The 15,039-nt window shown below is 64.8% G+C and carries 13 protein-coding genes; 6 read left to right on the top strand and 7 right to left on the bottom strand.

Annotated elements, in window-relative coordinates; translation table 11 throughout:
- Positions 1-41 precede the first annotated feature (41 nt).
- Positions 42-1,037 carry a UDP-glucose 4-epimerase GalE gene (galE, locus tag LB566_RS15400; RefSeq protein WP_224625012.1) on the bottom strand — a complete coding sequence of 332 codons (996 nt, stop codon included), beginning with the start codon at positions 1,035-1,037 and terminating at the stop codon, positions 42-44.
- Positions 1,038-1,313: 276 nt separating this feature from the next.
- Here galE and hemA point away from each other — a divergent pair, with 276 nt between their 5' ends.
- The gene (gene hemA / locus LB566_RS15395) at positions 1,314-2,591 is read left to right on the top strand and encodes a 5-aminolevulinate synthase (RefSeq protein ID WP_140513285.1); all 1,278 of its coding nucleotides are present in this window, start codon (positions 1,314-1,316) and stop codon (positions 2,589-2,591) included.
- 73 nt (positions 2,592-2,664) lie between these two features.
- Here the strand turns inward: hemA and LB566_RS15390 are convergent, their stop codons facing one another.
- Complete coding sequence (locus LB566_RS15390; protein WP_224625011.1) at positions 2,665-3,831, bottom strand: pyridoxal phosphate-dependent aminotransferase; 1,167 nt, start codon at positions 3,829-3,831, stop codon at positions 2,665-2,667.
- A 110-nt stretch (positions 3,832-3,941) separates the two neighbouring features.
- The gene (mscL, locus tag LB566_RS15385; protein ID WP_140552746.1) at positions 3,942-4,364 is read right to left on the bottom strand and encodes a large conductance mechanosensitive channel protein MscL; all 423 of its coding nucleotides are present in this window, start codon (positions 4,362-4,364) and stop codon (positions 3,942-3,944) included.
- A 237-nt stretch (positions 4,365-4,601) separates the two neighbouring features.
- Here mscL and LB566_RS15380 point away from each other — a divergent pair, with 237 nt between their 5' ends.
- A complete protein-coding gene (locus LB566_RS15380) occupies positions 4,602-8,087 on the top strand; it encodes a NahK/ErcS family hybrid sensor histidine kinase/response regulator (RefSeq protein ID WP_224625010.1) in 3,486 nt (1,161 codons plus the stop codon).
- Between the two features lie 2 nt (positions 8,088-8,089).
- Here LB566_RS15380 and LB566_RS15375 read toward each other — a convergent pair whose 3' ends face one another.
- A complete protein-coding gene (locus LB566_RS15375) occupies positions 8,090-8,746 on the bottom strand; it encodes a TetR family transcriptional regulator (RefSeq protein WP_224625009.1) in 657 nt (218 codons plus the stop codon).
- Positions 8,747-8,840: 94 nt separating this feature from the next.
- Between LB566_RS15375 and LB566_RS15370 the strand changes: the two genes are divergently transcribed.
- Positions 8,841-9,497 (top strand): O-methyltransferase, encoded by a 657-nt coding sequence (locus LB566_RS15370; protein ID WP_224625008.1) that lies wholly within the window; start codon positions 8,841-8,843, stop codon positions 9,495-9,497.
- Positions 9,498-9,621: 124 nt separating this feature from the next.
- On the top strand, positions 9,622-10,908 hold the full coding sequence (locus tag LB566_RS15365; protein WP_224625007.1) for an MDR family MFS transporter: 1,287 nt from the start codon (positions 9,622-9,624) through the stop codon (positions 10,906-10,908).
- Positions 10,909-10,929: 21 nt separating this feature from the next.
- On the opposite strand, the gene LB566_RS15360 is transcribed toward LB566_RS15365, so the two are convergent.
- Positions 10,930-11,589, bottom strand: a complete 660-nt coding sequence (locus LB566_RS15360; RefSeq protein WP_140552750.1) for a response regulator transcription factor — start codon at positions 11,587-11,589, stop codon at positions 10,930-10,932.
- 126 nt (positions 11,590-11,715) lie between these two features.
- Entirely contained in the window at positions 11,716-12,150 is a 435-nt protein-coding gene (locus LB566_RS15355) for a hypothetical protein (protein ID WP_224625006.1), read from the bottom strand.
- Between the two features lie 107 nt (positions 12,151-12,257).
- Between LB566_RS15355 and LB566_RS15350 the strand changes: the two genes are divergently transcribed.
- Together LB566_RS15350 and LB566_RS15345 are read left to right on the top strand one after the other, a co-directional pair.
- Positions 12,258-12,608, top strand: a complete 351-nt coding sequence (locus LB566_RS15350) for a DUF952 domain-containing protein (RefSeq protein ID WP_224625005.1) — start codon at positions 12,258-12,260, stop codon at positions 12,606-12,608.
- Positions 12,605-13,684: a quinone-dependent dihydroorotate dehydrogenase gene (locus LB566_RS15345; protein ID WP_224625004.1), complete on the top strand. Its 1,080-nt coding sequence runs from the start codon at positions 12,605-12,607 to the stop codon at positions 13,682-13,684. Before LB566_RS15350 ends, LB566_RS15345 begins: the two co-directional genes overlap by 4 nt.
- Here the strand turns inward: LB566_RS15345 and LB566_RS15340 are convergent.
- A complete protein-coding gene (locus LB566_RS15340) occupies positions 13,677-15,017 on the bottom strand; it encodes an MATE family efflux transporter (protein WP_224625003.1) in 1,341 nt (446 codons plus the stop codon). The genes LB566_RS15345 and LB566_RS15340 overlap by 8 nt on opposite strands.
- Positions 15,018-15,039: the final 22 nt, after the last annotated feature.

The following is a 15,039-nucleotide window of genomic DNA, read 5'->3' as shown; positions in this document are numbered from 1 at the left end:
GCGCTTCGCGGAATGGCTTGCGAGCCCTTGGGAAAACCAGCTCAGCCTCGGGCGGAGTTCTTCCCCGTCAGGATGCGCTCCCAGGCAAGCGCGTCTGCAACGATCTGATCGAGGTCGTCGCGCTGCGGTGTCCAGCCGAGTTCCGTCCGGGCGAGATCGGAATTGGCAACCACCGCGGCGGCGTCACCGGCGCGGCGCTCGCCCGTCCTCACCTCGAAATCATGGCCGAAGGCGCGGCGCACGCTCTCGATCACCTCCAGCACCGAGTAGCCGTGGCTGTAGCCGCAATTGGCGACGAGGCTCGCGCCCCCGGCGCGCAGCCGCTCAAGGGCCAGGCGATGCGCCGCGGCCAGGTCGCTGACATGGATATAATCGCGCATGCAGGTGCCGTCCGGCGTCGGGTAATCGGTGCCGTACACCTGCATGAACGGCCGCTTGCCGAGCGCCGTCTCGCAGGCGACCTTGATCAGATGCGTGGCGCCCGGCGTCGACTGGCCGGTGCGCCCCCTGGGATCGGCGCCCGCGACGTTGAAATAGCGCAGTGCCGTATAGCGCAGGCCATGCGCTATGGCCGCATCGCGCAGCATCCATTCGCTCATCAGCTTGGAGAGGCCGTAGGGCGATTCCGGCGCCAGGCGGGCATCCTCGCGCACCGGTTCCAGCCCGGCGCCGCCATAGACGGCGGCGGTCGAGGAGAAGATGAAGTTCGGCACGCCCTCGCGCACCGCCGTTTCGATCAGCGTGCGCGTCTTGCAGGTGTTGTTCTCGTAGTAGCCGAGCGGATCGGCGACGGATTCGGGAACAACGATCGAGCCGGCGAAATGGATGATCGCATCGACATTGTTGTCGCGGATGATGGAGCCGACCAGTTCCTTGTCGGCGACATCGCCGACGACCAGCTTTGCCTCCGGTGCCACCGCCCATTCGAAACCGGTCGAAAGCCGGTCGAGAACGACCACGCTTTCGCCCGCATCCAGCAATTCCCAGACCATATGGCTGCCGATATAGCCGGCGCCGCCCGTCACCAAAACCGTCATTCCGCGTCCTCGCATTCAAGATCTATCGGAAACTGTCTCAACAACCGCTCTACTGGAAAGCCGGCCCTATGACCAATAAAACCCTGCGTAACCGACTTGGCCGGCATATGGCATCATGTCGAAACAAAAGCGCCCTACAGGCCGGTGTTGCCAGGAAATAGGCCATGATCCACCCTCGTTAGAAACAGGTGCGGGGCGTGGCATTTTGACCAAAACGGGCCGGTGGACGGCCAATCGGGCAATGATTATGATCCAGCGCAAAACTGGGAAGCCGACATGAATTATCAGCGGTTCTTCGAGGACGCGATCGACCAGCTCCATGCGGAACGACGCTACCGCGTCTTTGCCGACCTCGAGCGCATAGCGGGCAAATTTCCGCGCGCCATCTGGCGTGCCAACGGCCGCGCAGAGGAAATCACCGTCTGGTGCTCCAACGACTATCTCGGCATGGGCCAGCACCCGGATGTCATCGCAGCGTTCCAGAACGCGGCGGGCCGGATGGGTTCGGGCGCCGGCGGCACCCGCAACATCTCCGGCACCAGCAATCCGTTGGTCGAACTCGAGCATGAGCTCGCAGACCTGCACGACAAGGAAGCCGCACTGGTCTTCACCTCCGGTTTTGTCTCCAACGAGGCCTCGATCTCCACCATCGCGCGGCTTTTGCCCAACTGCCTGATCATTTCGGATGAGCTCAACCATGCCTCGATGATCGAAGGCGTGCGGCGCTCGGGCGCGGAAAAGAAGATTTTTCGCCACAACGATGTCGCACATCTGGAAAGCCTGCTGCAGGCGGCGGGCCGCGAACGCGCCAAGCTGATCGTGTTCGAGAGCGTCTATTCGATGGATGGCGATATCGCGCCGATCAGAGAGATCGTCGACCTCGCCGAGCGCTATAACGCCATGACCTATATCGACGAGGTCCACGCCGTGGGCATGTACGGTCCGCGCGGCGGCGGCATCACCGAGCGGGAAGGGCTTGCCGACCGCATCGACATCATCGAGGGCACGCTGGCGAAGGCTTTCGGCACGCTTGGCGGCTACATCACCGGCACGAGTGCGGTCATCGACGCCGTGCGCTCCTATGCGCCGGGTTTCATCTTCACCACCGCGCTGCCGCCGGCCATTGCCGCCGCTGCCACCACGTCGATCCGTCATCTCAAGCGCTCGCAGGCCGAGCGTGACGCCCAGCAGCAGCAGGCGACGCGGACCAAGCAGATCCTCTCCGCCGCCGGCCTGCCGGTGATGGAATCGGCGACCCACATCGTGCCAGTGCTGGTTGGCGACCCCGAGCTTTGCAAGATGGCGAGCGACCGGCTGCTCGGCGTGCACGGCATCTACATCCAGCCGATCAACTATCCGACCGTGCCGCGCGGCACGGAGCGGCTGCGCATCACGCCGACGCCGTTCCATTCGGATGCGCTGATCGCCGAGCTGCAGGACGCCCTGGTCGAGACCTGGGACGCGCTCGGCATTTCCTATGGTTCGGCAGGACGACCTTCCGTGGCCAAGACCGACCGGATCATTCCCCTGCTGGTGCCCAAGTCAGGCGGCTGAAGCCGTTTGAAACTCTACTCCGGCGGCCATCTGGCGCGCCGGAGCGACTTTCAATTCGGGCTTCGTCAACCTCTCAAACAGCCGTCATCCACTTCGCAAGCCGGTGCGCTGCCTCCTCGAGCTGGTCGAGGCGGCGGTGGAAGCACAGCCTGAGGAAGGCTTCGCCGCCCGGGCCGAAGGCCGTGCCCGGCGCCAGGCCGACATTGGCCTTGTCGACGATCTCGAAGGCGGCGCTGCGCGAATCCGTAATGCCGTCGACCCTGAAGAACAGGTAGAAAGCGCCTTGCGGCACGGTGAATCGAGCGCGGTCGGTGGCGCCGAGAATGCCGCAGACCAGATCGCGCGCCTTCCTGGCCCTCTCCACCTGTTCGGCGACGAAGACATCGCCTTGATCGAGCGCCGCGACCGCGCCGCGCTGCATGAACTGGGCGACACCTGAATTCGAATATTGGATGAGGTTCTCGAACACCTGCTGCAAGCTCGGATGGGTCTTGATCCATCCGACGCGCCAGCCGGTCATCGCCCAGTTCTTGGAGAAGCTGTTGACGAACAGGATGCGGTCCTCTCCGGTCGCGACGTCGAGGAAGGACGGCGCGCGGCCTTGACCATAATGGAACAGCGAATAGATCTCGTCGGCGATGATCCAAAGGCCATTTGCCCGGGCGAGATGGAGAATGGCGCGCAAAGTCTCATGGTCGGCGGTCCAGCCGGTCGGATTGGACGGCGTGTTGATGAACAGCGCCCTGGTCCTGGGCGTGATGGCGGCCGCGATCTTCTCGACATCACACGACCAGCCATTGCCGGATTGATCGAGCGTGACCGGCACCGGCACGGCACCGGCGATGGCGGCGGCGGCGTCGAAATTCGGCCAGGCAGGCGACAGATAGATCACCTCGTCGCCGGCACCGGCGAGCGCGTCGAGCGCAAGCTGGATCGCATGCATGCCCGAGCCGGTGACGATGAATTCGTCCTCGGCGAAGTGTTTGCCGAAAAGCCTGTGGTAATAGCGGGCAAGCGCCTGCCTGAGATCCGGAATGCCCTTCTGCCAGGTGTAGAACGTCTCGCCCCCGGCCAGCGCCTTCGACGCGGCATCGGTGATGAAGGACGGCGTCGGCAGATCGCCCTCGCCGGCCCAGAGCGGGATCAAGCCGTCGCGCAGCCTGCCATAGTTGACGACGGCGACGATACCGCTTTCAGGCGCAGCCAGGGCCTCCGGGCGCAGGTTCTGGATCAGGGTCATGGGCGGGTCCGTTCCAATAGGGATAGCATGCCGGCTGTTCTACTACGGGCGAAAGCAAAAAACCCCGGCCGTGAGCGACCGGGGTTTTGGTCCAGAAGAACCTGATGCCTCTATCTCCTGGCGAGGAGATCGCGGATTTCGGTCAGAAGCTGCACATCGGCAGGCGGCGGCGCGGCGGCAGGCGCGGGCTTTTCGGCCTCCAGGCGCCTGCGCAGGTTGTTCACCGCCTTGACCATAAGGAAGATGATGAATGCGAGGATGAGGAAGTTCAGCACGACGGTGATGAAGCTGCCATAGGCGAAGACCGCGCCCTCTTTCTTTGCCTCGGCCAACGTGGCCGCGTGGACGTTCGAGGACAATCCGAAGAAGTAGTTGTTGAAGTCCAACCCGCCGAAAATCGCGCCCACGATCGGCATGATGATGTCGTTGACAAGGGAATCGACGATCCTGCCGAAAGCAGCGCCGATGATGACGCCGACGGCCAAGTCCATCACATTGCCCTTGGAAATGAATTCCTGGAATTCTTTCAGCATTTCGACCCTCCGTTATGACCGCCCGCCTGCCGCCTCACCACCGTTCTCCAGCGCCGGCCAAGTCGACAATAGCAAAAACCTCCGGTTGCAAAACCGGAAAAAGGGCCAAGGCACCGGTTTGTTTTTACCGCATCATTAGACGTCCATGCGCCGAACGCCGCGATGGACTCAGCTTCCAAGCTGTGATTGCGTACGCGGTGAGCGGGCGTCATGCCGGCCAGGGAGGAAGCGCGAGCCGTGCAGGGCTTGTTCATCGTTGTCATCGCGATCGCTTATGTGACGCTTCTGTTCGCCATCGCGAGCCTTGGCGATCGCCGCTCGGCCAGCTCCGGGCCCGGCCGTGCACGGCCGTTCATCTACGCGCTCAGCCTGGCCATCTATTGCACCTCCTGGACCTTCTTCGGTTCTGTCGGCCTGTCTTCCGAACGTGGCCTTGAATTCCTCGGCATCTACACCGGCCCGGTGCTGGTGTTCGTGTTCGGCTTTCCCTTGCTCAACCGCCTCGTGCGGCTGGCCAAGACAGAGAAGATTACGTCGATCGCCGACTTCCTCGGCGCGCGCTACGGCAAGAGCTTCACCGTGGCCGCGATCGCCACGCTGATCGCGACCATCGGCGCGGTGCCCTATATCGCGCTGCAGCTGAAGGCGATCTCCGGCTCCGTCAGCCTGATGGTCGAGCACTACACCGGCTCGCCGCCCTCATTCGACCCCTTCGTCAGCGACATCTCGCTGGTGGTCGCCATGCTCCTGGCGCTGTTCGCGGTGCTGTTCGGCACACGCCACGCCGACGCCACCGAGCACCAGGACGGGCTGGTGCTGGCGGTGGCGGTCGAAACCGTGGTCAAGCTTGCCGCCTTTCTGGCGATCGGCCTGATGGTCACTTTCCTGATCTTCGGCGGACCCGGCGACATGTTCGGCAAGCTGGCCGAAAATGGCCAGGTGCGGCAGGCGATGGGCTATTCGACGTCGCTCGCCACCTGGCTGGTGCTGACCTGCCTGAGCGGCTTCGCCATCATCCTTCTGCCCCGGCAATTCTACGTCACCATCGTCGAGAACCGCAGCGAGGCGGAACTGCGCACCGCGACATGGGTGTTTCCGCTCTATCTGGTGGCGATCAACCTGTTCGTGCTGCCGATCGCCTTCGCCGGCCTGTCGCTGGTCGGCACGAAGACGAGCAGCGACCTATATGTGCTGTCGCTGCCCTTGTTCAGCGGTCACGATTTCCTGGCCATGGCTGCCTTCATCGGCGGCCTGTCGGCGGCAACCGCCATGGTCATCGTCGAGAGCGTGGCGCTGTCGATCATGATCTCCAACGACCTCATCATCCCGCTGTTCGTGCGGCGGCTGCTGAGGACGACGTCTTCCGAAAACGAGGACTGGTCGACGCTCATCCTCAACGTGCGGCGAGCATCGATCTTCATCATGCTTTTCATCGCCTTCCTCTACTACCGCGAGAGCACCGACAGCGCGCGGCTGTCGTCGATCGGCCTGATGTCGTTCGCGGCGATCGCGCAATTCGCGCCGGCACTGATCGGCGGGCTGATCTGGCGCGGTGCCAATGGCAGGGGCGCGGCCCTCGGCATGGTCGCGGGCATCCTGATCTGGGGCTACACCCTGCTGTTGCCATCGCTCGTCGCGCCCGAAACCGGCATATTGGTGCACGGTCTGTTCGGCTTCGAAGCGCTGCGGCCGCAGGCGCTGTTCGGCACCGTCGCGGAGCCGTTGAACCACGGCGTGCTGTGGAGCCTGTCGATCAACGCACTGTTTTTCGTGCTGGGCTCGCTGTCCCGCGCCGCGGTGCCGCTGGAGCGCATCCAGGCGTCGATCTTCGTGCCGCGCGAGGCAGGGCCGATGCCCAGCCTGCGCCGCTTCCGCACCGCCGTCACCGTCAACGACCTGAAGGACACCATCGCGCGCTATCTCGGTGTGCAGCGCACCGAGCGGTCGTTCCAGTCCTTCGAGAAAAACACCAACGTCATCCTGCATGGCAACGAGCAGGCCAGCATGGACGTCATCCGCTTTTCCGAGCAGCTTTTGGCCAGCGCCGTCGGCTCTTCGTCGGCGCGGCTGATCCTGTCGCTGCTGTTTCGCCGCCACGACCGCGACTCCAGGGATGCGTTCCGGCTGCTCGACGACGCCACGGAAGCGTTGCAACACAATCGCGACCTGTTGCAGATCGCGCTCGACCAGATGGAACAGGGCATCACCGTCTTCGACCGGGATTTCCGGCTGATCTGCTGGAACCGCCAGTACCGCGAGCTGTTCGACCTGCCCGACGACATGGGCCAGGTCGGCGTCTCGCTCGACCGGATCCTGCGCCATCTGGCGGAACGCGGCGATATCCCGACCGACCAGCGGGTGACGATGCTCAACCGGCTGACCAGCTTCGTCAGCCCCTGGCAGATGGAACTGAAGACCAGCGGCCGGATCCTGGAGCTGCGCTCCAACCCGATGCCGGACGGCGGCATCGTCGCCACCTATGCCGACATTTCCGGCCGCGTCGAGCAAGACCTGGCGCTGAAGCGGGCGAACGAGTCGCTGGAACAGCGGGTGAAGACCCGCACCATCGAACTGACCAGGGTCAACGAGGAACTGGCGCAGGCGCAGATGCTGGCCGAGGAGGCCAATCTGGGCAAGACGCGCTTCCTCGCCGCGGCAGGCCACGACATCCTGCAACCGCTCAACGCCGCCAGGCTCTACTGCTCGTCGCTGATCGAAAAAGCCGGCAAGGGCCCGGCCGGCAAGGCAGCGGTCAACATCGACTCCTCGCTGGAATCGGTCGAGACCATTCTGGGCGCCGTGCTCGACATTTCCCGCCTCGATGCCGGCGCCATGAAACCGGACGACACGGCTTTCAATCTCGACGGGCTGCTGCGCCAGATCGGCAACGATTTCCGGCCGCTTGCCGCGGAAAAGCAACTCAAGCTGACGATCATGCCCTCGTCGCTGACGGTGGTGACGGATCGCAACCTGTTGCGGCGCCTGATCCAGAACCTCGTTTCCAATGCCATCAAATACACACGTCACGGCCGCATCCTGGTTGGCGTGCGACGGCGTGGCGAACTGGCGGAAATCCAGGTAATCGACACCGGCATCGGCATTGCCGGCGACAAGCTGAACACGGTGTTTCGCGAATTCACCCGGCTGGACGAAGGCGCGCGCGAGGCCGAAGGCCTCGGCCTCGGCCTTTCGATCGTCGACCGCATCGCCCGGGTGCTGAGGCTTGAAATCCGTATTTTCTCCAATCCGGGCAAGGGCACGCGATTTTCCGTCATCCTGCCGGTGGCGGCCGTGCAGGAACCGAAACGCGAGGTCGAAACCAGGGCGCCGGCCCGCGTGGCGGCGTCGCTGTCCGGGCTGGGCGTGCTCTGTATCGACAACGACGCCCGCATCCTTGAAGGCATGCGGCTGCTGCTCGAAGGCTGGGGCTGCGCCGTCGAGACCGTGTCCGGCACAAAGAGCCTGGATATCGCGATCCGCCGCCCGGACGTTGTCCTTGCCGACTATCACCTCGATGGCGAAACCGGCCTCGATGCCATCGTCAGGCTGCGAGCGATCCACGGCGACGACCTGCCCGCCGTGCTGGTCACCGCCGACCGCTCCAACGAGGTACGCACGGCAGCAGCCGGGCTCGACATCCCGGTGATCAACAAGCCGCTCAAACCGGCCGTGCTGCGCTCGATGATGGCCAGGGTCAGGCCGCTGACGTCGGCGGCGGAGTAAGATCAGATTTGCTTCATTTCGGCCCCGCCGACGTAGCCCAGGCTTCCGAGATAGGCGCAGAACATGTCGGCCATCGCGTCGGCATAGGCTTCTATCTCTGCCGACGTGCGAGGCGTTTCCGAAAAATCCTTCCCGACCGCGGCGAGGGTCGTGGTGATCAGTTCGCCCGCCAATGAGCGGGTCGGCTCCGCGGCTTCAGGCAGCGCCTCTCGCATGAAGGCCTGGACGGTGCGGTCTCCCGAAGCCTTTGCCTGCTGTGCCTCGGGCGCGTCGCGGTAGAGCGGTGCGGCGTCGTTGAGCGCGACGCGCACCGCGGCCTCGTCGCATTCGGAGCGGATGAAGGCGTGGACCAGTGCGCGCAGCCGTTCGAGCGGCGCGCGCCGATCGTCCTCGAGGATGTCACGCAGCAGATCGGTGGTCTGGCGCCATTCGTCGCTCTGCAGCCGGAAGAGAAGCGCGGCCTTGTTGGGGAAATACTGGTAGAGAGACCCGACACTCACGCCGGCCTTTTCCGCCACACGCGTGGTGGTGAAACGCTGCGCGCCTTCCCGTGCCAAAACCTGAACAGCAGCTTCCAGGATCGCCTCGACGAGCTCCGTGGCACGGGCTTGCCTGGGATGTTTTCGTGAAGAAATCGAAGGGGTTAAGCGTTCGCTCATGGCTCGGTCCGGTAATGCGAATTGGAAAACTGAAGGATTATTCGTATTTCTAGCCCAACACAAGGACGCAACAAACTTTCGACCGGAGACACCCATGACGACGCTCACCAAAGCCCCGCTCACGCCTCTGCTCGCCCGCCTCTTCGAGGAGGCCAAGGCGGCGGCGAGCCCCGCAATGGCGGAATTCTCGCAGGAGGAACGGGACCGCCTGCTGCGTAGCAAGACCGATTATCGCGATTTCTACGGCAGACTGAAGGATCTTTGGCTCGCCGTTTCGCCTGAGACCGGCACGCTGCTTTACATGCTGGCGCGCGGCAGCGGCGCACGCGTCATCATTGAATTCGGAACCTCTTTCGGCATCTCGACCCTCTATCTTGCCGCGGCGCTTAGGGACAATGGCGGCGGCCGCCTGATCACCACCGAGTTCGAGCCGTCAAAGGTGGTGCGGGCCAAGGCCAACCTTAGGGAAGGCGGCCTCGTCGACCTCGTGGAGATCCGCGAGGGCGATGCGCTGGAGACGCTGAGCGCCGACCTGCCCGACCGGATAGACCTGCTGCTGCTCGACGGTGCCAAGGCGCTCTATCCGGAGATCCTGAACCTGGTCGAGAGCCGGCTGAGGCCCGGCGCGCTGGTTATCGCCGACAATGCCGATTTCTCTCCCGACTATCTGGAGCGGGTGCGCTCACCGGCCTCGGGCTACATGTCGACGCCGTTCGGCGAGGACGTGGAGCTGTCCGTGCGGCTCGGCTGAGCAAGCCTCCGTACGAGCAAACAATCAGGATCGATAGCTCATGCTGCTCCTGGAGCGGCCGTAGGCGTTAACGTCAGCCAACGCGCAATCCCGGCCGTCGGGCCTTTGACGCGTAGGCAACATCATGATCACAATCTCATCCTCCTGGCGCGCGATGCCGCGCCCGGCGCTGCTCGGCCTTTTCCTGTTCTTCTGCGCGGGTTTCGCCGATGGGGCGCTTGTACCCTTCTTTCCGCTCTGGGCGACCGGCGAGGCCGGCATTCCCACCGGCGCCATCGGCCTGTTGTTCGGCTGCTATGCCGGCGGGGAGCTTGTCGCCGCGCCGCTGATCGGCGGCATCGCCGACCGGATCGGCCGCCGGCCGGTACTGATTTCCTCATCGCTCGGCGTCGGCTGCGGCTTCATCGCCCTGTTCTTCGTCCACGGCGTTGCCGCCACGGCGACCGTGCTGCTTTTGACCGGCGTGTGCGAATCGGTGCTTCACCCGACGATCATGACCGCGATCGCCGATGTGACGGCGCCGTCCGCGCATCCGCGCTGGTTCAGCATGGCGCGGGTGAGCTCGAGCGCGGGGCAGATTCTCGGACCGGCCTGCGGCGCCCTGCTTGCGCTGATATCGCTCAGCACGGTCTTCCTTGCCGCCGGTGGAGTGCTCATTTTCGGCGGCATCGTAATGCTGGCCGCATTCGCCGAGACGATCGGCGGCGGACATGCCGTCGACAGCGATCAGGACGAGGAGGAGGGACTTTCCGCGCTGCTGCCGGCGTTCCGCGACGGCCGCCTGGCGAAGCTTCTCGCCTGGGTCGTGCTGTTCGAGATCTCCGGCAACTGGATCGAGGCCATCATCCCGCTTTACGCGCGTGACGCCGGCACGCTGAGCCCGTCCGGCATCGGCACGCTGTTCGCCTATGCCGCCGCCCTCACGGTTGGCCTGCAGATGGTGGTGAGCCGTTTCGCCGAAGCGCGCCCCGCCGTCTGGTTGGCAGCCGGCGCGGGTACCTCGACGATTGCGGCCTTCGCGCTGCTGGCGGCCTCGCCGGCACCGTTATCGCTGATCGCGGCCGTCAGCCTGTGCTCTGTGGCGCAGATGCTGGTCGGGCCGCTGGTGCCGACAGCCGTCAACGCGCTTGCGCCTCTGGCTCGGCGCGCCTCCTACATGGCGGCTTCGTCGGTGGCGGTGGACCTCAAGGACTCGCTGGGACCTTCGATCGGCACGGCCCTTTACGCGCTGGCGCCGCGCCTGCCCTGGATCGCCGGCATTCCGCTCGTGGCGATCGCTTCCCTCGGGCTGGGCGCCGCGATCGGCCGTGCGTCGAGCCCTTCAACATCCGCTACCGACGGGAGCACGGGTGCGGACGCGATCAAGCCGGAAGAGCTGCGCACTCTGGTCGCCGAGCCGACATCCGAATAACCATCCGCCAGACTCAGGCGATCAGCTCACCGGCTGCAGCGGATCGCTGCCGATCTTGGACAGGAGGATCACCGCCTGCGTGCGGCTGTCGACGCCGAGCTTCTGCAATATCGCCGAGACATGCGCCTTGATGGTCGCCTCGGAGACGCCGAGCTCGTAGGCGATCTGCTTGTTGAGAAGGCCTTCCGCCAGCATGCCGAGCACGCGGGTCTGCTGCGGGGTCAGCGCCTGCAGGCGCTTGATCAGGTCCGATATTTCGGGGTCGCGCTCGACACCGAGATCGATGCCGGCAGGTGCGGCGATGTCGCCCGCAAGCACCGACCGCACGGCGTCGCGGATTTCCTCCATGCTGGCCGATTTGGAGATGAACCCGGACGCGCCGAGGTCGAGGGCGCGCCGGATGGTCGCCGGGTCGTCATGGGCTGAGACCACCACCAGCGGCACCGCCGGATGGATGCCGCGCAACGAGATCAGGCCGGAAAGGCCGCTCGCGCCCGGCATCGACAGGTCGAGCAGCACCAGATCGACGTCCTCGTTGGCCACGAGCAGCGCCTTGGCGCTTTCGAAATCGCCGGCTTCGTGGATAGCGGCGACATTGCCAATGCCGGCAAGCGCTTCGCGCAGCGCACCGCGAAACAGCGGATGATCGTCGGCGATGACGAAAGAATAGCCTGACGGCAAATATCCCTCCCCGGGTCCCTTGATGGTCTTCTGTTTTCTGGGACCTGACGCGACGATTATGCGGCGCTTCGCGCTGTTTTCAAGCAGCAAAGCCGGCGCATCGGATTTTCCCCGGACGGCCTGTCTTCAGGTCTTCTGCGAGTTGGGCTTGGCTGAATCGCCGCTGTCCTTGTCCATATCCTTGACGATCCCCATGAAGCCGCGCAGGAATCGTTCCATGTAGCTCATCGTCTTGTTGAAATCCTCCTCGCTCGGCAATGTCGATTCGAGGCGGGCCGAGAGCGAATTCTCGAGCTTGGTGACGCGCTCGTCCATCGCCTTCATCGAGGTTTGCAGGCGGTCGATTTCATCCTGGAAAGCGGCGCGTTCATCGGCCGCCATCTTGCAGACGAGTTGGCCGGAGCGCTCCTCGCAGATCGACATCGCGCCGGTCTGTGTGTCCATGCGGACATAGCCGTTATCAGACTTTTCCAGCCGGTAGCGGTCGGTTTCTTCCGAATAGGCTGACGCCGCGACCAGCGAAACGAGCGCGGCGGGGATCAAGATGTGCTGCAGACGCATGTCGTCCTCCATGGCCAAAGCCTGAAATATCGCATGTTTGCGCCGGAAATGGGGAACACCCTTTGCATGGCCTTCCCCGCACGGCTGGTTCGGACTATAGCGCAACCATGTCTCAGATTATCTACAAGATAACCCCGGAAGCGCCCTGGCGCGAGGCCGAAGCGAAGGGCCGCTTCACCGGAGCGCCGATCGATGTCGCCGACGGCTTCATCCATTTCTCCACGGCGGCACAGGTCAAGGAGACGGCGGCGAAGCATTTTGCCGGCCAGGCGGGGCTTCTGCTGGTCGCCATCGACGGGACCAGCCTGGGCGACGCGCTAAAATACGAGGCCTCGCGCGGCGGCGCGCTGTTTCCGCACCTCTACGGCGTGCTCGACCTGAAAGCCGTGCTTTGGGTCCGGCCGCTGCCGCTCGGCGCCGAGGGCACCCACCAGTTCCCGGCGCTGGAGGCCGAATGAGCGTGCTCGACCGGATTGGCCAGAAGCTGCTCTTCACGTTCGACCCGGAAACCGCGCATGGCCTGTCGATCGCGGCGCTGCGCTGTGGCCTGCCGGTCGGCGCACGGACGGCGCGCGATGCGCGGCTGAAGGTCAGCCTTTGCGGCCTCGATTTTCCCAATCCGCTCGGCATGGCTGCCGGTTACGACAAGAACGCCGAGGTACCCGATGCGCTGCTCGGCCTCGGCTTCGGCTTTGCCGAGGTCGGCACGGTCACGCCGCTGCCGCAGCCTGGCAATCCGAAGCCCCGCATCTTCCGGCTTCCGGTGGATGAAGCGGTGATCAACCGGCTCGGCTTCAACAATGAAGGCCATGCGGCCGCCGAAAAGCGCCTTGCCGGCCGCAAGGGGCGCTCCGGCATCGTCGGCGTCAACATCGGCGCCAACAAGGACAGCGCCGACCGCGTCAACGACTATGAGCGCGGCGTCATCCGCTTCGCGCCTTACGCCAGCTATCTCACCGTCAATGTTTCCTCGCCCAATACGCCCGGCCTGCGCATCATGCAGGCGCGCGAACAGCTTGGCGAGCTCTTGTCGCGCGTCGTGGCCGCGCGCGCGACGGCGGCAAGGCAGCCGCCGGTGTTTCTCAAGATTGCGCCGGACCTGGTCGAAGCCGAGCTGGAAGACATCGCCGCCGAGGTCACCCACAAGGCCATAGACGGCATCATCGTCTCCAACACCACCATTTCTCGCCCGTCGCTACGCTCCAGCGGCGCGGCAAGCGAGACCGGCGGGCTTTCCGGCCGGCCGCTGTTCGAGCGCTCGACCATCGTGCTGGCCCGTATGCGCAGGCTGCTGGGGCCGGACATGGCCATCATCGGCGTTGGTGGGGTCGACTCCGCCGAGACGGCGCTCGAGAAGATCCGCGCAGGCGCCGATCTCGTCCAGCTTTACACCGGCATGATCTATGCCGGGCCGGCGCTGCCGGGGCGCATCGTCGCCGGCATGGCGCGTTTCGCCGACACGGAACGGCTCAAGTCCATCAGCGACTTGCGCGACCGCCATCTCGACCAATGGGCTTCAAGGCCGCTCAACTGAACGCCGTCCGCAGCCGCAGCCGCAGGATGGCAGCCAAGCTGAGGCCACGCACCAGCAGGAAGACATGCAATGCCGCCCACAGGCCATGATTGCCGAAAGCGGGCGCCAGCGTAACCAGCGCTGCGGCGAAGACCAGGAACGACAGCAGCATCATGTTGCGCATGTCGCGCGACCAGGTCGCGCCGATGAAGACGCCGTCCATCTGGAAAGCCAGCACACCGCTCAGCGCGGTGAAGGCCGCCCAGGGCAGGTAGGTGTCGGCCACCAAGCGGACCTCCTGCGACGTGGTAACGAGGGCAACCAGATTAGCACCGGACACGAGCAGCACCAGGGTTGCGGCCCCTGCCAGTCCGAACCCCCAGAACAGGGTCAACCGCACCGCGCGCCGGAAGGGATGCTCAGCCCGCGCACCGACGGCGCGGCCGGCGAGCTGTTCCGCGGCGGTGGCGAAACCGTCGAGGAAATAGCCTGCGACGAGGAAAAAATTCATCAGCACGGCGTTGGCGGCCAGCGTAACCGTGCCGAATTGCGCCCCCTGGCGGGTGAACAGCGCAAAGGCGGCAAGCAGCGAGAACGAGCGGATCATGATATCGCGGTTGAGCGACAGCATGCGCAGGAACGCGCTCATGTCGAGCAGGCGTTGGCGTGGCACGGGCGGGCTTGCCCTGAACCGCCTGACGACGATGGCGAGGCCAAGCAGCATGACAAGGAATTCGCCGGTGACGGTTGCCCAGGCGACGCCCGCGACACCCCAGCCAAGCTCCAGGCCAAGCAGGATGCAGAGCGCGATGTTGATGCCGTTCAGCACCAGCTGCAGCACCAGCCCGAGCCCGCCCTCGCCTCGGCCGAGGACATAGCCGAGAATGGCGTAGTTTATCAGCGAGAAAGGTGCCGCGAGCAATCTGATGCCGATATAGACGCCCATCGCCTCGCTGACGCGCGGCCCGGCATCCATGAACCACCGCCCGCCGGCCGCGATCAGCGGCGAAAGCGCCGCCAGCACGAGGCCGGCGACAACAGCGATCAGCACGGCGCGCCAGAACACCGCCTGTTCCTCCAGCGCGTCGTTGCGCCCGAAAGCCTGGGCGACCAGACCAGTGGTGCCGGAGCGCAGGAAATTGAAGGTGGTGAAGACGACGTCGAAGACCAGCGCGCCTGCCGCCAGGCCGCCAAGCAAGGCGGCGTCGCCGAGCTGTCCCACAACAGCCGTATCGACCATGCCGAGCAGCGGCGTCGTCAGGTAGGCGAGCGTCATCGGCACGGCGATGACGAGAACCGTGCGGTTGGTGACGACAAAAGAGCCGGCATCGGCTGGGATTGCACCCTTGTCCAAGAATTGCTGCCTTGCTGATTGC

The sequence above is a fragment of the Mesorhizobium sp. CA13 genome, assembly GCF_020165235.1.
GTDB lineage: Bacteria > Pseudomonadota > Alphaproteobacteria > Rhizobiales > Rhizobiaceae > Mesorhizobium.
This window is presented reverse-complemented; position numbering and strand designations above follow the sequence as displayed.